The 18,679-nt window shown below is 71.1% G+C and carries 18 protein-coding genes and 1 tRNA gene; 5 read left to right on the top strand and 14 right to left on the bottom strand.

The annotated features are described in order from the left end of the window. Nucleotides 1-15: 15 nt before the first annotated feature. From cysN to NE234_RS05480, 9 genes are all read right to left on the bottom strand, one after another. Nucleotides 16-1,278 (bottom strand): sulfate adenylyltransferase subunit CysN, encoded by a 1,263-nt coding sequence (gene cysN, locus NE234_RS05440; RefSeq protein ID WP_252777735.1) that lies wholly within the window; start codon nucleotides 1,276-1,278, stop codon nucleotides 16-18. Further along, on the bottom strand, nucleotides 1,278-2,207 hold the full coding sequence (gene cysD, locus NE234_RS05445) for a sulfate adenylyltransferase subunit CysD (protein ID WP_252777736.1): 930 nt from the start codon (nucleotides 2,205-2,207) through the stop codon (nucleotides 1,278-1,280). Before cysD ends, cysN begins: the two co-directional genes overlap by 1 nt. Before the next feature lie 22 nt (nucleotides 2,208-2,229). Then, a complete protein-coding gene (locus NE234_RS05450) occupies nucleotides 2,230-3,000 on the bottom strand; it encodes a 3'(2'),5'-bisphosphate nucleotidase CysQ (RefSeq protein WP_252777737.1) in 771 nt (256 codons plus the stop codon). A gap of 17 nt (nucleotides 3,001-3,017) precedes the next feature. Beyond that, nucleotides 3,018-4,496, bottom strand: coding sequence for a sugar transferase (locus tag NE234_RS05455; RefSeq protein ID WP_252777738.1), 1,479 nt, complete (start codon nucleotides 4,494-4,496; stop codon nucleotides 3,018-3,020). A 263-nt stretch (nucleotides 4,497-4,759) separates the two neighbouring features. Beyond that, on the bottom strand, nucleotides 4,760-5,347 hold the full coding sequence (gene pth, locus NE234_RS05460; RefSeq protein WP_252777739.1) for an aminoacyl-tRNA hydrolase: 588 nt from the start codon (nucleotides 5,345-5,347) through the stop codon (nucleotides 4,760-4,762). Between the two features lie 220 nt (nucleotides 5,348-5,567). Then, nucleotides 5,568-6,206: a 50S ribosomal protein L25/general stress protein Ctc gene (locus tag NE234_RS05465; protein ID WP_252777740.1), complete on the bottom strand. Its 639-nt coding sequence runs from the start codon at nucleotides 6,204-6,206 to the stop codon at nucleotides 5,568-5,570. A gap of 296 nt (nucleotides 6,207-6,502) precedes the next feature. Then, complete coding sequence (locus tag NE234_RS05470; RefSeq protein WP_308206841.1) at nucleotides 6,503-7,483, bottom strand: ribose-phosphate diphosphokinase; 981 nt, start codon at nucleotides 7,481-7,483, stop codon at nucleotides 6,503-6,505. A gap of 13 nt (nucleotides 7,484-7,496) precedes the next feature. Then, on the bottom strand, nucleotides 7,497-8,945 hold the full coding sequence (gene glmU, locus NE234_RS05475; RefSeq protein ID WP_252777741.1) for a bifunctional UDP-N-acetylglucosamine diphosphorylase/glucosamine-1-phosphate N-acetyltransferase GlmU: 1,449 nt from the start codon (nucleotides 8,943-8,945) through the stop codon (nucleotides 7,497-7,499). Nucleotides 8,946-9,250: 305 nt separating this feature from the next. Next, nucleotides 9,251-9,322, bottom strand: a tRNA-Gln gene (locus NE234_RS05480). A gap of 316 nt (nucleotides 9,323-9,638) precedes the next feature. Here NE234_RS05480 and NE234_RS05485 point away from each other — a divergent pair. The 3 genes from NE234_RS05485 (at nucleotide 9,639) to NE234_RS05495 (ending at nucleotide 11,868) form a co-directional block, all read left to right on the top strand. Next, on the top strand, nucleotides 9,639-10,580 hold the full coding sequence (locus tag NE234_RS05485; RefSeq protein ID WP_252777742.1) for an acyl-CoA desaturase: 942 nt from the start codon (nucleotides 9,639-9,641) through the stop codon (nucleotides 10,578-10,580). 104 nt (nucleotides 10,581-10,684) lie between these two features. Beyond that, on the top strand, nucleotides 10,685-11,428 hold the full coding sequence (locus tag NE234_RS05490; RefSeq protein ID WP_252778165.1) for a TetR/AcrR family transcriptional regulator: 744 nt from the start codon (nucleotides 10,685-10,687) through the stop codon (nucleotides 11,426-11,428). A 131-nt stretch (nucleotides 11,429-11,559) separates the two neighbouring features. Next, on the top strand, nucleotides 11,560-11,868 hold the full coding sequence (locus NE234_RS05495; RefSeq protein WP_252777743.1) for a hypothetical protein: 309 nt from the start codon (nucleotides 11,560-11,562) through the stop codon (nucleotides 11,866-11,868). Between the two features lie 216 nt (nucleotides 11,869-12,084). Here NE234_RS05495 and NE234_RS05500 read toward each other — a convergent pair whose 3' ends face one another. Beyond that, nucleotides 12,085-12,459: a VOC family protein gene (locus NE234_RS05500; RefSeq protein ID WP_252777744.1), complete on the bottom strand. Its 375-nt coding sequence runs from the start codon at nucleotides 12,457-12,459 to the stop codon at nucleotides 12,085-12,087. Nucleotides 12,460-12,579: 120 nt separating this feature from the next. On the opposite strand from NE234_RS05500, the gene NE234_RS05505 reads away from it, so the two are divergent. Continuing rightward, on the top strand, nucleotides 12,580-13,080 hold the full coding sequence (locus tag NE234_RS05505) for a MarR family winged helix-turn-helix transcriptional regulator (protein ID WP_252777745.1): 501 nt from the start codon (nucleotides 12,580-12,582) through the stop codon (nucleotides 13,078-13,080). Between the two features lie 127 nt (nucleotides 13,081-13,207). Here NE234_RS05505 and NE234_RS05510 read toward each other — a convergent pair whose 3' ends face one another. Both NE234_RS05510 and NE234_RS05515 read right to left on the bottom strand, forming a co-directional pair. Further along, the gene (locus NE234_RS05510) at nucleotides 13,208-13,738 is read right to left on the bottom strand and encodes a DUF488 domain-containing protein (protein ID WP_252777746.1); all 531 of its coding nucleotides are present in this window, start codon (nucleotides 13,736-13,738) and stop codon (nucleotides 13,208-13,210) included. Then, entirely contained in the window at nucleotides 13,738-14,853 is a 1,116-nt protein-coding gene (locus NE234_RS05515; RefSeq protein ID WP_252777747.1) for an amidase, read from the bottom strand. The genes NE234_RS05510 and NE234_RS05515 overlap by 1 nt, the downstream gene beginning before the upstream one ends. A 128-nt stretch (nucleotides 14,854-14,981) precedes the next feature. Between NE234_RS05515 and NE234_RS05520 the strand changes: the two genes are divergently transcribed. Further along, nucleotides 14,982-15,557 (top strand): GNAT family N-acetyltransferase, encoded by a 576-nt coding sequence (locus NE234_RS05520; protein WP_252777748.1) that lies wholly within the window; start codon nucleotides 14,982-14,984, stop codon nucleotides 15,555-15,557. A 46-nt stretch (nucleotides 15,558-15,603) separates the two neighbouring features. Here the strand turns inward: NE234_RS05520 and NE234_RS05525 are convergent, their stop codons facing one another. Beyond that, nucleotides 15,604-16,716 carry an amidase gene (locus tag NE234_RS05525; protein ID WP_252777749.1) on the bottom strand — a complete coding sequence of 371 codons (1,113 nt, stop codon included), beginning with the start codon at nucleotides 16,714-16,716 and terminating at the stop codon, nucleotides 15,604-15,606. 64 nt (nucleotides 16,717-16,780) lie between these two features. Beyond that, nucleotides 16,781-18,520 (bottom strand): ABC-F family ATP-binding cassette domain-containing protein, encoded by a 1,740-nt coding sequence (locus NE234_RS05530; protein WP_252777750.1) that lies wholly within the window; start codon nucleotides 18,518-18,520, stop codon nucleotides 16,781-16,783. Between the last annotated feature and the right edge of the window lie 159 nt (nucleotides 18,521-18,679).

Below are 18,679 nucleotides of genomic sequence, written 5' to 3' on the forward strand. Positions count from 1 at the left end.
CCGACCGCGTTCGATCTAGCGGTTCTCCATGATCATGCCGGCGCCGACCGTGGCGTTGGTGGCCTCGTCGATGAGGATGAAGCCGCCGGTGGCGCGGTTGCGGGAGTAGTCGTCGGCGAACAGCGGCTGGGTGACGCGCAGCCGCACCCGCCCGATCTCGTTCAGATCCAGGCGCTCGGCGTCCTCGTGCCGGTGCAGCGTGTTGATGTCGAGCCGGTACTGCAGCTCTTTGATCATCGCCCTCGCGGTGCGGGTCGTGTGCTTGATGATCAGCTTGCCGCGCGGCACGAGCGGGCGCTCGTCCGACATCCAGCACACCATCGCGTCGACGTCCTGGGTGACCTGGGGCCGGTTGTGCGGCCGGCAGATCATGTCACCCCGGGAGATGTCGATGTCGTCCTCCAGCAGGAGCGTCACCGACATCGGCGGGAACGCCTCGTCCACCGGGCCGTCGGCCGTGTCGATCCGCTTGATCCGGGTGGTCAGCCCGGACGGCAGGTGCATGACCTCGTCGCCGGGCTTGAGCACGCCGCCCGCGACCTGCCCGGCGTAGCCCCGGTAGTCGTGCAGCTCCGGGTCGGTGGACTTGTGCGGCCGGATGACGTACTGCACCGGGAACCGCACGTCGATGAGGTTCCGGTCGGAGGCGATGTGGACGTTCTCCAGGTGGTGCAGCAGCGACGGGCCGTCGTACCACGAGGTGTTCGCCGACCGCTCGACGACGTTGTCGCCGTGCAGGGCCGAGATCGGGATGAACGTCAGGTCGCCGACCGACAGCTTCGCCGCGAAGGACGTGAACTCGTCCTTGATCCGCTCGAACGTCGCCTCGTCGTAGTCGACCAGGTCCATCTTGTTGACCGCGAGCACGAGGTGCGGCACCCGCAGCAGCGTCGCCAGGAACGCGTGCCGGCGCGACTGCTCAAGGATGCCCTTGCGCGCGTCGATCAGGACGATCGCCAGGTCCGCGGTCGAGGCGCCGGTCACCATGTTCCGGGTGTACTGGATGTGCCCGGGAGTGTCGGCGATGATGAACTTCCGCCGGGGCGTGGCGAAGTAGCGGTAGGCCACGTCGATGGTGATGCCCTGCTCCCGCTCGGCGCGCAGGCCGTCGGTGAGCAGCGCGAGGTTGGTGTACTCCTCGCCCCGGTCGCGGCTGGTGCGCTCGACGGCCTCGAGCTGGTCCTCGAAGATCGACTTGGAGTCGTACAGCAGGCGCCCGATGAGGGTGGACTTGCCGTCGTCGACCGAGCCTGCGGTCGCGAGCCGCAAGATGTCCATTAAAAGTAGCCCTCCCGCTTGCGGTCCTCCATGGCGGCCTCGCTGGTGCGGTCGTCGGCGCGGGTCTGGCCGCGCTCGGTGATCCGCGTGGCGGCGATCTCGGCGATCACCTCATCGAGGCCGGTCGCGGTCGACTCGACGGCGCCCGTGCAGCTCATGTCGCCGACCGTGCGGTACCGGACCGTCGCCTCGAAGGCCGGCTCGTCGTCACCCCGGTTGGAGTACGGGCTGTCGGCGAGCAGCATGCCGTCGCGTTCGAAGACCGTGCGGGTGTGCGCGAAGTAGATGGAGGGGATCTCCAGGCCCTCCATCCGGAGGTAGTCCCAGATGTCGAGCTCGGTCCAGTTCGACAGGGGGAAGACCCGGACATGCTCGCCCTGGCGGATCCGGGTGTTGTAGAGGTTCCACAGCTCGGGCCGCTGGTTCTTCGGGTCCCACTGACCGAAGTCGTCGCGGAAGGAGACGACGCGCTCCTTCGCGCGTGCCTTCTCCTCGTCCCGGCGGGCGCCGCCGAACGCGGCGTCGAACCGGTGCTCCTCGATCGCGTCGAGCAGCGTGGTGGTCTGCAGACGGTTCCGGCTGGCCCGCCGGCCGGTCTCCTCGACCACGCGCCCCTTGTCGATGGACTCCTGGACGGACGCGACGACGAGGCGGACGCCGAGCTCGGCGACCCGGCGGTCGCGGAACTCGATGACCTCGGGGAAGTTGTGCCCCGTGTCGACGTGCATGACGGGGAAGGGGACCGGCGCCGGCCAGAACGCCTTCTCGGCCAGGCGCAGCATGACGATGCTGTCCTTGCCGCCGGAGAAGAGCAGGACGGGCCGTTCGAACTCGGCCGCGACCTCCCGGATGATATGGATCGATTCGGATTCCAGGACGCCGAGCTGAGACGTCCGGTAGTCACGGGTGTCCGCGGTACTGCGCTGCATGTGGAGCCGCTCCCGGGTTCGCTTACGAGACCGCCCGGATTCCGGCGAGCAGCGTTGGCGCCAAATCCGGGTGGCAAACCAGGATATCCGGCAGCAGGGTGTTCTCATTGTTGTAGGTCAGGGGTGACCCGTCGATGCGGGAGGCGTGGGCGCCCGCCGCGAGGGCGACCGCGACCGGCGCCGCGGAGTCCCATTCGTACTGACCGCCCGCGTGCACGTAGGCGTCGACGTCGCCGAGGAGCACCGCGGCGACCTTCGCGCCGGCCGATCCGATCGGCATGACGCGCACGTCCGGTTCCACCTCCTCGACCAGCCGGTCGAGGAACGCCGGCGGGCGGGTGCGGCTGGCCGTCATCCGGATCTGCGACGGGTCGGGCAGCGGAGGGAGCGTCAGGGGCTCCGCCGTGGAGAGCGTGCGCCCCTGGGCGGGCAGTGCGACGGCCCCGGCGGTGAGCCGCCCGGTGCCGTCGGCGTCCCGCTCCCAGAGCGCGACGTGAACGGCCCAGTCGGACCGCCCCTCCTCGCCGTACTCGTACGTGCCGTCGAGCGGGTCGATGATCCACACGCGGTCGGCGTCGAGGCGGCCGAGGTCGTCCTTGCCCTCCTCGCTGAGGACCGCGTCGCCGGGGCGCTGCCGGGCGAGCGCCTCGGTGATGCACACGTGCGACTCTCGGTCGCCGGTGTCCCGCAGTGTTCGTACGTCGGCGAAGCCGGACTCTGCGCGCAGGCGGAGCAGGAGCGCTCCCGCCTCGGTGGCCAGGTCCCTGGCGAGGGCGTGGTCGTCGTGGATCACGTACTTCTCTCTACACGTCAGTAGGCACCGGAACCGTGCAGGACGGCCGCCCAGGTCTTCCACAGGATCTGCAGGTCGAGGGTCAAGGACCAGTTCTCGACGTAACGCAGATCCAGGCGCACGGATTCCTCCCAGGTCAGGTCCGCCCGTCCGCTCACCTGCCACAGACCGGTCATGCCCGGTCGTACGACGAGGCGGCGGCGCACGTCATCACCGTACTGTGCGACCTCGTCGGGCAGCGGCGGGCGGGGGCCGACCAGCGACATGTCGCCCCACAGCACGTTCAACAGCTGGGGCAGTTCGTCGAGGGAGTAGCGCCGCAGCCAGCCCCCGATCCGGGTGACCCGCGGATCGTTCTTGATCTTGAACAGGACGCCGTCGTGCTCGTTGAGCTGCAGGAGCTCGGCCTTGCGCCGCTCCGCGTCCACGACCATCGTCCGGAACTTCAGCACCGTGAACTCGCGGCCGTCCTGGCCGACCCGGACCTGGCGGAACAGCGCGCGACCGGGGCTCTCCAGCCGGATGGCGATCACGATGGCGGCCAGAAGTGGCCACAGGATCATCAGCGCCGCGGCCGCGACGGTGCGGTCGAACGCGTTCTTGACGAGCCGGCGGGCGCCGCTCAGCTCGGGGTGCTCGACGTGCAGAAGCGGCAACCCGGCGACCGGGCGGATGGAGGTACGCGGACCGGCGACCTCCATGAGCGCCGGGGCGACGACGAGGTCGACGTCGTCCTTCTCGAGCTGCCAGGCGAGACGGCGCAGCGCCACGCCGTCCAGTTCGGGGCAGGCGAGCACGGCGACGGTGTCGGCGTGCAGCGCCTCGACGGTTCCGGCGATCCGGGCGAAGTCCCCCGCGACCCGTACGCCCTCGATCTCACGGACCGCGTCGTCGCCCGCGGCGAGCATCGGCGGCAGGCAGGCGGCGACGATCTCCATGCCGTGCTGGGGCTCGCGGCGCAGCTGGCGCACCAGGTCGGCCACTGCCGCGCGGTGGCCGGCGGCCACGACCCGGCGCATGCACTCGCCGGCCTTCCGCCGCCGGTGCAGCCGCTTGCGCAGCTGGTACCGCCCGACCAGGTCGAGCCCCGTCGTGAGGGGCAGCGCCACGATGACGTAGCCGCGGGCGACGTCGATCTTGGTGGCGTACGCGAGGATCGCCACGGTCGCCGTCAGCGAGAACCCGGCCTGGATGATGCGGCGGAACTCCTCCGAGCCGACGCCGAAGAGCCGCTGCTCGTACGCGCGGCCCATCCCGAGCACGCCGGTCCACAGGAAGGGCAGGAAGAGGCTCAGGCCGATGTACGGGGTGCTCCACGGGTCGCCGAACGTCGGATAGCGGAACCGCGCGACGAAGGCGAACAGGCCCGCGAGCAGGGCGACGAGGAAGTCGACGCACCATGCCTGCCGGGCATAACCGGAGGTCCAGGCCTCGACCTGGGAACGACTGCTGGGGGCGGCCTGGGCCTCCGGCCACGCCTTTCCGACGACCGCCATCTCACCCCTCGCCGAGCAACACGAGACCTCTGCTGAAGCAGGACGCCCAGGGGTCACGGGAGGTTCACAGGTTTCGGAAGAAATCGCCCTTCGTGTCACTCCGGGGACGGTGAGCGCCGAAACAGTGATCTTTCCGGCGGCGACCACAGGCAGGGCGCCGCGCTCCTGGGGGTACACGAGGCACGATAGAGACAGAGAGCGCACAGAGGGGCGGAAACCACGTAATCGACCGCACGTGGCCTATCCGCCGGGAGAAGGTCTTTCTATGCGGTGTGAAAGACGTTCTGCGCGCGGTCCAGGCCGTCGGTGAGCAGCGCCTCCGTCGCGTCGGCGGCGCGCTCGGTGTTGAGGTCGAGCTCCTTGCGCTCGGCCCCGGAGAAGTCGCGCAGCACGAACACCGCGGCGTCCATCCGCCCGGGCGGCCGGCCGATCCCGAACCTGACCCGCAGGTAGTCGCGCCCGCCGAGCGCCTTCGTGATCGAGCGCAGGCCGTTGTGCCCGTTGTCGCCGCCGCCGCGCTTCAGGCGCAGCGTTCCGTACGGAATGTCGAGCTCGTCGTGGACGACGACGACGTGCTCGAGCGGCACCTTGTAGAAGTCGCGCAGGGCCTTCACCGGGCCGCCGGACTCGTTCATGTACGACCGGGGCTTGGCGAGCACCACGCGGAGCCCCGCGAGCCGTCCCTCGACGACCTCGGCGCGCGCCTTGTGCGCCTTGAACCGGCCGCCCATCCGCGCCGCCAGCAGCTCGAGGACCATGAAGCCGGCGTTGTGCCGGTTGCCGGCGTACTCGGGGCCCGGGTTACCGAGCCCGACGACGAGCCAGGGAGCGTCCGCGCCCGCGTCCGCCATCACCGACCACCCTCCGACGCATCAGAGCCCGCGCGGGGACCGCCGGGCCTGTCCGGCGCCCATTCCGCACGGGCTCACCGCGCCCCGGCCGGGGCGCACACGACTCATGGACCACGCGGTACCGCGCAGCGGACCGCCGCGTCGCGGCGACGGCCGTCCCGGGGGCTGAGGAGGCACTGTCACTCCTCGCGTCCCGGGGCCTGACGGAGCGGCAGAGGTGTTACTCGCCGCTCTGCTCGGTCTCGCCCTCGGCGGCCGCGGGAGCCTCGGCGGCGGCCGCCTCGCCCTCACCGGTGGTCGAGGCCTCGATCTGCTCGGCCGTCGGCGCCGCCAGCACGTGCAGGACCAGGGCCTCCTCGTCGGCGCCCAGGGTCGCGCCCGCCGGCAGCTTGAGGTCCTTGGCGAGCACCTGGGTGCCGACCTCCAGGCCCTCCACGTCGACCTCGACCGCCTCGGGCAGGTGGGTGGCCTCGGCCTCGAGGGCCACCTGCACGAGCTGCTGGTCGAGCATGCCGCCCGGCGCCACCTCGCCCGTCACCTGGACCGGGACCTCAACGGTGACCTTCTCGCCGCGCTTCACGACGAGCAGGTCCACGTGCTCGAGGAAGCCCTTGAGCGGGTCGCGCTGGACGTCCTTCGGCAGCGCCAGCTCGGCGCCGTTCTCCAGGCCCTCCACGCGCAGCAGCACGTTGGGCGTCTTGAGGGCGAGCATCAGCTCGTGGCCGGGCAGCGTGATGTGCTTCGGGTCGGTGCCGTGGCCGTACAGAACAGCGGGCACCTTGCCGGCCCTGCGAGCGCGCCGTGCGGGGCCCTTACCGAATTCGGTGCGGGGCTCGGCGGCAATGCGTACCTCGGACACGGCGAAAACTCCTCGCTCAAATGAAGCTTGTCAGTACAAGTCGACGCGCGTAACGTCGAAGATCATCGGTGCTCCTCGCGGCCGGGCCCAGAGTGGGCGAGCCCTTGAACGCAGCGTCGGACGCACACGGTCTCCCAAGTTTAGCCGATCTGCGTTCCGGTTCGTGCGGAGGACCGCGAATCCAGCTCCGGTCCGCCTCGGACCGCCGAGGAGACCGGTGACCGAGCCCGGCCACGACGGCCGAAAGGGCCGGTGACCGGGCTCGATCGTGGCCGCCGGGAACGGCGGCCGCGAACTCAGCTGTGACCGCCGAAGAGGCTGGTCACCGAGCCGTCGCTGAACACCTCGCTGATCGCGCGGGCCAGCAGCGGCGCGATCGACAGCACGGTCAGCTTGTCGAATCGCTTGTTGTCCGGAATCGGCAGCGTGTTGGTGAGAACGACGTCGGAGATCCGGGAGTTCTTGAGCCGGTCGACGGCGGGCCCGGACAGCACCCCGTGCGTCGCGGCCACGACGACGCGCTCGGCGCCCTCCTCGAACAGCGCGTCGGCCGCCTTCACGATCGTGCCACCGGTGTCGATCATGTCGTCGACGACGACGCAGGTGCGCCCGGCGACCTCGCCGACGACGTCGAAGACCTTCACCTCGTTCGCGACCTCGGGGTCGCGACGCTTGTGGATGATGGCCATCGGGCAGCCGCCCAGCTCGTCGCTCCACCGCTCGGCGACGCGCACCCGCCCGGCGTCCGGGGCGACCACGGTCACCTGCTCGGTGTCCAGCTTGGCCTTGAGGTGCCCGGTGAGGATCGGCAGGGCGAACAGGTGGTCCACCGGGCCGTCGAAGAAGCCCTGGATCTGCGCGGTGTGCAGGTCGACCACCATCAGCCGGTGCGCGCCGGCCGTCTTGAACAGATCGGCCATCAGGCGCGCGGAGATCGGCTCGCGGCCGCGGTGCTTCTTGTCCTGCCGGGCGTACCCGAAGAACGGCGCGACGACCGTGATCCGCTTGGCCGAGGCGCGCTTGAGCGCGTCGACCATGATCAGCTGCTCCATGATCCACTGGTTGATCGGCGCGGTGTGGCTCTGCAGCACGAAGGCGTCGGAACCGCGCACCGACTCGTTGAACCGCACGAACGTCTCACCGTTCGCGAAGTCGTACGCCGAGGTGGGCGTCGGCTCGATGTCGAGAGCCTCGGCCACCTCTTCGGCGAGTTCGGGATATGCCCGGCCGGAGAAGAGCATGAGCTTCTTCTCGCCGGTCGCCTTGATCCCTGTCACGCGTACAGTCCCCTCACTCGCTGTCCTGGCCATCCTGCTCGCGGGCGCGCTGCGCCGCCTCCGCGGACGGGGTGCCGGCGCGCTTGCGCTGGACCCACCCCTCCACGTTGCGCTGGCGGGCGCGGGCGACCGCCATCGCCCCCGGCGGGACGTTGTTCGTGATCACCGAGCCCGCCGCGGTGTAGGCGCCGTCGCCGATCGTCACCGGAGCGACGATCATGTTGTCGCTGCCGACCTTGACGTGGTTCCCCACGACGCTGCGGCTCTTGTTCACGCCGTCGTAGTTGACGAAGACGCACGCCGCCCCGATGTTGGAGCCCTCGCCGATCTCCGCGTCGCCGACGTAGGTCAGGTGGGGCACCTTGCTGCCCTCGCCCACGACGGCGTTCTTCGTCTCGACGTAGGTGCCGATCTTGGCCTTGCGGGCCAGCCGGGTCCCCGGCCGCAGGTACGCGAACGGGCCGACGCTGACCTCCGGGCCGATCTCGGCCGAGACGCACACCGCGTTCACGACCGTGGCGTCCTCGCCCACGGACGTGTCGGTCAGCGTGGAGTTCGGGCCGATCCGCGCGCCCGCGGCCACGTGGGTGCCGCCGCGCAGCTGGGTGTTCGGCTCGACGACCACGTCGGGCTCCAGCGTCACCTGCACGTCGACCCACGTGGACAGCGGGTCGACGATCGTGACGCCGGCGCGCATGTGCTCCTCGAGCACGCGGTCGTTCAGCTGCCGCCGCGCCTGGGCGAGCTGGACCCGGTCGTTGACGCCCTGCGTCTCGACCCAGTCGGCCGCCTTGTACGCGCCGGCCCGGTGCCCGTCGCCGCGGAGGATCCCGACGACGTCGGTGAGGTACTCCTCGCCGCTGGCGTTGTCGGTGGTGACCCGGCCCAGCGCGTCCGACAGCAGCTTGCCGTCGAAGACGTACATGCCGACGTTGATCTCGTTGATCGCGCGCTCGTCGGGCCCCGCGTCCTTGTGCTCGACGATCCCGGCCACCTCGCCGGCCGGGCCGCGCACGATCCGGCCGTATCCGGTCGGGTCCGGGATGTCGGTGCTCAGGACCGTGACGGCGTTGCCGTCGGCCTCGTGCGTACGGACGAGCTCGGCGAGGGTCTCGCCGCGCAGCAGCGGGTGGTCGCCGTTGGTGACGACGACGGTGCCGGTGAGGGCGCCGACCGCCTCGAGGACGATCCGCACCGCGTGGCCGGTGCCGTTCTGCTGCTCCTGGGTCACGGCGACCGCATCCGGCGCGATCTCCGCGAGGTGCTCGGCGACCTTGTCCCGGCCGTGCCCGACGACGACCACGAGGCGCTCGGGGCGCAGGTCGCGGGCCGCGGCCAGCACGTGCCCGACCAGGCTGCGCCCGCCCAGTTCGTGCAGGACCTTGGGTGTGGTACGGGACTTCATCCGGGTGCCCTCGCCTGCGGCGAGGACGATGACGGCTGCGGGGCGGCTCATGGTCACGCGACCACCTCACCGGACGGCTCGGTGGTGTGCTGGTGACATGGCATCGCCCGGTGGCTCGCTCCGCTCACTGGAGGAGGCTCCTCGGCGTCGCTGACAGGTTCGAAGCCGGGCGCGGACGTCTGGAGGGACCTCCGGTGAGGGTGTCGGCCTGCGAAGAGGTGGGGTCGCAGGCCCGTTACCCGCCCGACACCGGAAGGATACCGCCCGCCCGCGTGCCGCACGCGCCCCGGTCGGGGACGCGGGGCGTCGAAGCCGAGGTCACCGGGCCCGTACGGGACGCGGAGGCTCGACGGAGAAGAGGGCTCCGGCGCCTGGATTCGAACCAGAAATAAAGGGACCAAAACCCTCCGTGATGCCGATTTCACCACGCCGGATCGCCGCCGCGGCATGACCCTGCCGCCCCGGCATCCCTAACGATAGCGGTTGCCCCGTCGGGCGGCGCGCTCGTTTCGATCAAGCCGCGGGAGCCACGCCCAGGCCGTGGCCACGGGAGGCACGCCCGGGCATCCCCGGGCGCGGTCGCCAGGCCACTTGTCACCGTCGGGGGCTAAGGGGCGACTTGCGAAATGGCAACCCTCGTGTGACCGACACGACATGTTTGCGGAAATCCTGCCGGGTATCTACCTAACCTACGCGGCCGTAGGTTACGGTTGCGTAGCCGTAAGTTTCCCGATGAGGAGGAGGAACCGCATGACCGTAGCCCCGACCGCGCCACCTCGACCGCAGGTCCAGTCCGAGTTCGAAGCGAAGCCCAAGGGCGTTTTCGAACGCGTCCTACTGGCCTTCTTCATCGCGGTTCCGCTCCTTGCCGTCGCGGCGGCCGTGCCGTTCGCCTGGGGCTGGGGTCTCGGCTGGAGCGATGTGGCGATCACCGTGGTGATGTACACGGTGACGGGCCTGGGAGTGACCGTCGGCTACCACCGGCACTTCACCCACAAGTCCTTCAAGGCCAAGCGTCCGCTGCGCATCGCGCTGGCCCTCGCCGGCAGCCTCTCGATCGAGATGAGCGTGATCGACTGGGTGGCCACTCACCGCCGCCACCACAAGTACTCCGACAAGGAGGGCGACCCGCACTCGCCGTGGCGGTTCGGCGGCGACTGGAGGGCGCTGACCAAGGGCCTGGTCTGGGCGCACATGGGCTGGCTGTTCGACGCCCGCCGCACCTCGCCGGCGAAGTTCTGCCCCGACCTGGTGGCCGACAAGGACATCCGCCGCATCAGCCGGGTCTTCCCCGGCCTCGTCGCCGTCTCGATGCTCCTGCCCGCACTCCTCGGCGGCCTGATCACGATGTCCTGGTGGGGCGCGCTGACCGCCTTCTTCTGGGGCTCGCTGGTGCGCGTCTCCCTGCTGCACCACGTCACCTGGGCGATCAACTCCATCTGCCACGTGATGGGCGAGGAGGTGTTCGACTCCCGCGACAAGGCGCGGAACGTCTGGTGGCTGGCGATCCCGTCCTTCGGCGAGTCCTGGCACAACCTGCACCACGCGGACCCGACGTGCGCCCGGCACGGCGTCCTCAAGGGTCAGATCGACATCAGCGCACGGCTCATCTGGATCTTCGAGAAGCTCGGCTGGGTCCGTGACGTTCGTTGGCCGAACGCCCAACGTCTCGCCGCGAAGCGGATATCGTAAGCCAAACTAACAGTCTCACACGGCGCCGCCTGCGGTCGGGAGTCCAGGGCCGCCAGGGAAGAGCAGCAGTGAGCGTAGCCAACGATTCGGCCGCTACCGCGACAATTGAGGACGTGAGCGAACCCCCACGGTCACGCCGGAAACGCATGACCGGAAAAGAACGACGGGAACAGTTGCTCGACATCGGCCGGACACTCTTCGCCGAACGCGGCTTCGACGGCACCTCCATAGAGGAGATCGCCAGCGTGGCGGGAGTGTCCAAGCCGGTGGTCTACGAGCACTTCGGCGGCAAGGAGGGCCTCTACGCGGTCGTCGTCGACCGCGAGATGGCCCGCCTGCTCGACCTGATCACGCAGGCGCTCGTCGGCGGGCACCCCCGGCAGAAGATCGAACGCGCGGCCCTCGCCCTCCTCGAGTACATCGAGAACAGCAGCAAGGGCTTCCGCATCCTCGTCCGCGACTCCCACGCCGCCTCGGCGACGGGGACGTTCGCCAGCCTCCTCAGCGACATCGCCAACCAGGTCGAGCACATCCTCGGCGACGAGTTCAAGGAGAAGGGGTACGACCCCAAGGCGGCCCCCCTGTACGCCCAGGCGCTCATCGGGATGGTCGCGATGACCGGCACCTACTGGCTGGACGTGCGCAAGCCCAAGCGCGAGGAGGTCGCCGCCCACCTGGTGAACCTCGCGTGGAACGGCCTGTCGGGGCTGGAGCCGAGGCCGTACCTCACGACGGACCACAAGGCCCGTCAGAAGGAGATGAAGGTGCGGGCGAAGGAAGCGGCCAAGGAGGCCAAGGAGCAGGCCCGCGCCGCCCGCAAGAACGGCGTCGACCCCACCACCGGCTGACCCTGCGTAGCCGTTCTGTCACACCCGGCCCCTATCGTTCTGGCGACAGGCGACGGTGACGGGGCCCGCCCGGCATGGATTTCGGCCCTCACGGGGCGACGATCCGCCGTCGGCGGAGCAGGAGGTGGGCAGTGCGATACCGATCCGGCGACTCCGATCAGCGCCACGAGGGCCGGAGACGTCCCCCCGCGGCGGCCGAGGGGCCCGGGGTTCCCCCGCAGGCGGGCCGGGCGACCGACACGTCGGGTGATGCCTGCGCGATCCGGCTCACCGAGAGCCTCGAGGACGCCGTCCTGGCGCTCGACGCCCAGCCGGCCGGCTTCGAGGACGCCGCCCGCAAGGCGGATCACGTGGAGGAGCTGCGGCGGATCCTGGGCATCCTGCTCGACGTGCTGGCCGACTGGGAGATGCTGGCCGACCGGGAGGCGCGCGGCCCCTGACGTGCCAGACGGGGCCGGCGACGCGCGAGGCGAGGCCGGTGACGCGGCACGCAGAGCCGGTGACGTGACATGCGGGGCCGGTGACGCGGCGCGCAGGGTCAGCGACGCGGCACCCGAGACCGGTGACGCGCCTGGCGAGGCCGGTGACGCGGCACGCGGGGTCAGCGTTGCGGCACGCGAGGCAGGTGACGCGGCAGGATCCGGGCCGTGACGGCGTCAGACCGTCGCGACCGGCTGGAGGAATTCGAGGCGGTTCCCGACGGGGTCATCGACGTAGAAGCGGCGGTATCCGGGCAGCAGGTCATCGGGCCGGATCCGGTGACCGGCCGCCCGGAGCCGGTCCGCGAGCGCGTCCAGGTCGCTCACGATGATTCCCGGATGCGCCTTCCTGGCGGGACGGAAGTCGGCCTCGGCACCGATGTGGACCTCGATGCCCGGCGCCCGGAACCACACTCCGCCCCGCGTCGCCAGGACCGGCGGTTTGGGCACCTCGGTGAGGCCGAGTTCACCGGCGTAGAACTCCCGCATCCGCGGCTCGGAGCCCGGCGGGGCGGCGAGTTGTACGTGGTGAAGTCCGGTGAGCAGGCTCATCTTCCGCTCCCTCCGGCCCCGGCGCCAGGGTGGGCGCGGCACGGCCACATGTCTCTTGACGTCAAGAGAGATGCTCCCGGCATCGATATCTCGATGTCAAGAGAGGTAAGGTGATCGATTGTGAAGGACGAGGTGGACCGGCTGGTCGAGGCGTGGCACGCGGAGCGGCCCGACCTCGACGTGGAGCCCTTGCACGTCCTCAGCCGGGTCTCGCGCCTCGCCCGCCACCTCGACCGCGCCCGGCGGGCGGTGTTCGCCGCGCACGGGATGGAGTCGTGGGAGTTCGACGTGCTGACCGCGCTGCGGCGCGCGGGCCCGCCGTACGAGCTCAGCCCCGGCCGGCTGCTGCGCGCGACGCTCGTGACGTCCGGGACGATGACCAACCGGATCGACCGGCTGGAGTCCGCCGGCCTCGTCCGCCGCGGCCCCGACCCCCAGGACAAGCGCGGCGTCCTCGTCCGGCTGACCGACGCCGGCCGTACTCGCGTGGACGCCGCGTTCGCCGACCTCGTCGACCGCGAACGCGAGCTGCTCGGCTCCCTGAGCCCCGGCGACCGCCGTACCCTCGCGAGCCTCCTGCGCTCCCTCCTCGTCCCCTTCGACACCGACCCGCCCACCTGACGGGATTCACCGCGCCCGCCGCCGCCGGCCCGGCACCCGGCCACCGAACAGCCTGTCGGGCCCCAGGCTCCCCGCCGGACCGTACGATGGCGATCTCACGACGGGATCCGGTGCGGCCCGCTGGAGATCAGATCAGCGGCTCCTGGCCGCCGTCGTACACGAGGAGCCCGTCGTCGCGGACGCGGGCGCCCGGTGCGGGGGTGTGCGGCGTGAGACGCCCGTCGTGCATCAGGTGGACGACCGGCACCTGCCGGACCAGGACGAGGTAGTCGGCGATCAACCGGCGATGGCAGCGCCACCACACGCTCTCGCTGCACATGACGGCCTGCCGGCGTTCCTCGGTCAGCAGCTCGTCGACGGCCGCGCCGAACTCCTCGGTGCGCATGTGCGCCGCGTAGCCGCGGAACATCACCTCCCGCCAGTACACGTCGGGCGAGTCGGCCGGCGCCCGCCGGAAACCGCCGAGACGCCCGTCCCACCGGTAATCGATCCCACGCTCGGGCAGCCAACGCTCCATCTCATGCCGCGCGACATGCGGGTTGCGGCGGCTTCCCGGCGCCGTACGCACGTCGACGAGCAGTTCGACGCCCGCACCGCCCAGGAGCTCGGCGATCCGGTCCGCCGACGCGGTGCCGTGCCCGAACGTGACGACGGGCATCAGCGCAGCGCCGCCTCGATCACCGCTCCGACGGCCAGCAGCCGCTCCTCACCTCCGGCCGGCCCGACGAGCTGCAGGGAGGCGGGCAGGTCCGTACCGGCCGCCGGAACGGGCAGCGCGAGCGCGGGGTGGCCGGAGAGGTTGAACGGCACGGTGAGCTCGGTCAGGTCGACCTCGCGTTCGGCGCCGATCCGGGGCGGCGGCTGGGAGATCGTGGGCAGCGCGAGCACCGGATACCGCGCGAGCAGCTTGTCGAACAGTTCGCGCGTCGCCGTCTTGGCGGCGTACGCCTCGTCGAACAGCCCGTCGGTGACCGAGACGCCGCCTTCGATGCGCCGACGGATGCGGGCGCTCATCCGGTCCGGGTAAGCGAGCAGGTGACGGTGCTCCCGGTGGCCCTCTCCGCGGATCAGGGTGTTCCCGGCGGACAGCGCCTCCTGCCAGGCGTCGAGGGGTTCGTCGGCGAACGCCAGGCCGGCCGCGCGCAGCGCCGCGTCGACGGCGGCGTCGAACGCCGGGTCCACCGCCACGCCCTCCGGGCGCAGCCGCCCCACCATGATCCCGGGCTCGTACGGCTCGGGCGTGAACCCGGGCTCGATCAGCCGCATGCCCAGCGCGACCGCCGCCACGTCACGGCCGAGCGGTCCGACGGTGTCCAGCGACGGCGCGAACGGGAAGACGCCCTCCAGCGAGACCCGGCCGTGGGTGGTCTTCAGGCCGACGACTCCGCAGCAGGCCGCGGGGATCCGTACGGAGCCGCCCGTGTCGGTGCCCAGCGCGACGTCCGCTTCGCCGTTGGCCACGGCCACCGCCGAGCCGCTCGACGAACCGCCGGGCACGCGTTCCGGATCGACCGGGTTCACCGGGACCCCGGTCCACGGATTGATCCCGTCGGCGGCCCGGCACAGCTCGGTGAGGTTGGTCTTTCCGACGATCCGGGCGCCCTGCGCGCGGGCTGCGGCGACGCACGCGGCGTCCGCGTCCGCCGGCTCCGCCCGGTCCGCGATCACCGGGCAGGCCGCCGTCGTCGGCACTCCCGCGACGTCGATGGCGTCCTTGACGGCGAGCCTCGGGCCGTCTCCGGGCGCCTCCATCCGCAAGAGCCACGTCGTCACGATCCGCCTCGCTCGCTCACGATCATCAAGGTCACGGACACATCTTGCTCCTCCCGCACCCTCCGTGTCGTATCGCACCGCCTGGGCGCGGGTGCCCGGCGAGCGGATCGGACACGAGAATGCGTCCCATGTCTCAGGCGACGCTGCGCACCGACCGCATCCAACTCGTTCCCCTGTCCGACGACCATCTCGAGTACGAGGTCGAACTCGACGCCGACCCCGAGGTCATGCGCTACCTCGCCGGCCGGGCCCGTACCCGTGAAGAGGTCGAGGAGTTCCATCACCGGCGGCTCGCGGCCGCGAGCCGTGTTCCGGGACTCGGCTTCTGGGCCGGCTTCGTCGACGGGCGGTTCATCGGGTGGTGGCTCCTGGAGCCCCCGGAGCGCGCGGACCAGGGACCGGTCGACGGACAGGCGGAACTCGGTTACCGGCTCCTGCGTCGCCACTGGCGCCAGGGCCTGGCGAGCGAGGGTGCCCGCGAGCTCATTCGGCACGGCTTCGAAGATCTCGGGCTGACCCGCATCTTCGCCGAGACGATGGCGGTCAACACCGCCTCCCGTGCGACGATGGCCGCACTCGGCATGCAGCACATCCGTACGTTCCACCTGGACAACGACGAACCGCTGCCCGGCGGCCACCTCGGTGAGGTCGAGTACGCGATCACCCGGCACGAGTGGCTCGCCCGCCAGGCGGCCGAAGCGTGACGGGCCGCCCAGGCCGTGCCGGCGTCGCGTTCCGCCCGCGCCCGCGTCAGGAGACGGCGGCCTCCAGCGCGGCGGCGGCGCCGCACAGCAGCTCCTCGCTCCCGGCCGGCCCGACGAGCTGTACGGCGGCCGGCAGGTGGGAGCCGGGCAGCGGTACCGGCAGCGCGAACGCCGGCAGCCCGGCCAGGTTGAACGGCGCGGTCAGCACGCACAGCAGGAGATCGTCGTCCCCGGCCGGAGGCGTCGGCGCCACTCCCGGGAGGACCGGGAGCGCGAGGACCGCGTGCCTCCGGAACAGGTTGTCGAGTTCCGCGCGGATCGCCCGCCGGGTCTCCTCGGCCCAGCCGAGCTTGCCCTTGGCGTCGGCGTACAGGCCGTTGAGGCGCCGGTAGATCCGGTCGCTGAGCCGGCTCGATTCCGCGAGGAGGTGACCGTTCTGCCGGTAGGCCTCCGCACCGACGATCACCCCGTTGGCCAGGACGGCGTCGACGAAGTGCGGGCAGGTCTCGTCCACGACCGTGAACGCCCGGCGCAGCGCGGCGTCCACCGCCGCGTCGATCGCCGGCTCGGCCACTCCCGGGATCCGCAGCCGGCCGACCGTCATCGCCGGATCGTACGGTGTGGGCGCGAAGCCGGGCTCGATCAGTGTCATGCCCAGTGTCACTCCGGCGACGTCCCTGGCCATCGGGCCGATCGTGTCGACCGAGGGCGCCAGTGGATGAACCCCGTCACGCGGCACACGACCGTACGTCGTCTTCAGCGACGCGATACCGCAGCAGGCGGCCGGGACGCGCACCGATCCGGCGGTGTCGGTGCCGAACGCCACGTCCGCCTCCCCGGTGGCGACGGCCACGGCCGAACCGCTGGACGACCCTCCGGGGACCCGGGAGGGGTCGAGCGGGTTCACCGGGGTGCCGAACCAGGGGTTCACGCCGTCCGCGCCGAGGCACAGCTCGGTCAGGTTCGTCTTGCCGACGATCCGCGCGCCCTGGGACCGTGCGACCGCCACGACGGCGGCGTCGGCCGCCGCGGGCTCGGCGCGGTCGGCGATGGCAGGGCTGCCCGCGCTCGTCGGCGTGCCCTTGATGTCCATCGCGTCCTTGACCGCCAGCCGCGGCCCGTCGCCCGCGTCGTCCAGCCGCATCATCCATGTCGCCATGGACAGCGATCATGGCGGGCCGTGGCGGCGAAGAACACCCCTCATTCCGACCGGCTCGGGTCGTCTACGCCTCATCAGCGAGGATGAGCCACTGCTCCTCGATCTCCTCGCGCTCGGCCCGGACCGTTTTCAGCTCCGCGTCAAGCTCCAGCAGCTTCTCGTGGTCGGTGGCGTGCGCGGCCATCAGCTCGTGCAGCTCCGCCTCACGGGTGCCGAGCTTCTCGATGCGCCGCTCCAGCCGGTCGAGCTCCTTCTTCGCCTGCCAGGAGTTCTTGGCCGGCTTCGGCTCGGCGGCCGCCGCCCGTACGGGCTGGGGTTCCGGCTCCGACCGGCGCCGCCGGTCGAGGTACTCGTCGACCCCTCCGGGCAGCAGCGACAGCCGTCCGTCACCGAGCAGCGCGACGACGTGGTCGCTGACCCGCTCAAGGAAGTACCGGTCGTGGCTGACGAGCACGAGCGACCCGGGCCACCCGTCGAGCAGGTCCTCCAGCTCGGTGAGCGTCTCGATGTCGAGGTCGTTGGTCGGCTCGTCGAGCAGGAGGACGTTCGGCTCGGCCATGAGGAGGCGCAGCAGCTGAAGGCGCCGCCGCTCACCGCCGGACAGGTCGCCCACCGGGGTCCACTGGGCGTCGCCGCGGAAGCCGAACCGCTCCAGCATCTGGCTCGCCGAGAACTCCCGCTTCCCGAGGCTGATGCGCCGCTTGATCTCCTCGACCGACTCCAGCACGCGCTGCGCCGGGTTCAGCTCGGCGAGCTCCTGCGACAGGTGCGCGAGCTGCACCGTCTTGCCGCGGATCACCCGGCCGGCGGACGGCGCGACCGTCCCCTCCAGGAGCCGCAGCAGCGTCGTCTTCCCGCTGCCGTTGACGCCGACCACGCCGACCCGGTCACCGGGCCCGAGCTGCCACGTCAGGCGCTCGAAGAGAGTACGGTCACCGACGCGCACGGTGACGTCCTCGACGTCGTACACCGTCTTGCCGAGCCGCGCCGTCGCGAACCGCACCAGTTCCACGGTGTCACGGGCCGGTGGCTCGTCGGCGATCAGGGCGTTCGCGGCCTCGACGCGGAACTTCGGCTTGGACGTGCGCGCCTGCGGCCCCCGCCGCAGCCAGGCGAGCTCCTTACGGAGGAGGTTCTGCCGCTTCTCCTCCGCGGAGGCGGCGATGCGAGCCCGCTCCGCCTTGGCGAGGACGTACGCCGAGTACCCGCCCTCGTAGCGGTGCACCTGCCCGTCGGACACCTCCCAGGTCCGCTCGGTCACCGCGTCCAGGAACCACCGGTCGTGGGTGACGACGATGAGCGTACGGTCCTTCAGGTGCCCGGCCAGCCAGGCGATCGCCTCGATGTCCAGGTGGTTGGTGGGCTCGTCCAGTACGAGGAGGTCGGTCTCCGGTACGAGCAGCCGGGCGAGTGCCACGCGCCGCCGCTCACCACCGGACATCCCCTCGATCGGGGAGTCCAGGGAGACGTCGGGCAGCAATCCGGCCAGAATGTCCCGGGCCCGGGCGTCACCCGCCCACTCGTGCTCGGCCCGATCACCGAACACGACGGAGCGCACGGTCGCCCCGGCGGGGAACTCGTCCCGCTGGGTGAGGAACCCCAGGCGCAGCCCGCGGGTATGCGTGACACGCCCGCTGTCGGGCTCGATACGGCCGGCGAGCAGCGAGACCAGCGTGCTCTTGCCATCGCCGTTCCGGCCGACCACGCCGATCCGGTCACCGGCGGACACGCCGAGAGAGACATCGTCGAGCAGCGGAACCGGCCCGTACGCCTTGCTCAGGCCTTCAACATTGATCAGATTCACGACCCCACCAAGGTTAGTGGCTCTCCCGCACCCCACCCGCCCACTCCGAACCGAAGCCAGGCGACCGCGGAGCGTCTGAGATTCAAGGAGCGTGAGAGGCGCATCCAGATCCGCGATGTCCTGGAGACCGCTCGGGACATCCGCGCCACCATGGCCTGC

The organism is Actinoallomurus rhizosphaericola (assembly GCF_024055675.1).
GTDB classification, from domain to species: Bacteria; Actinomycetota; Actinomycetes; order Streptosporangiales; family Streptosporangiaceae; genus Actinoallomurus; species Actinoallomurus soli.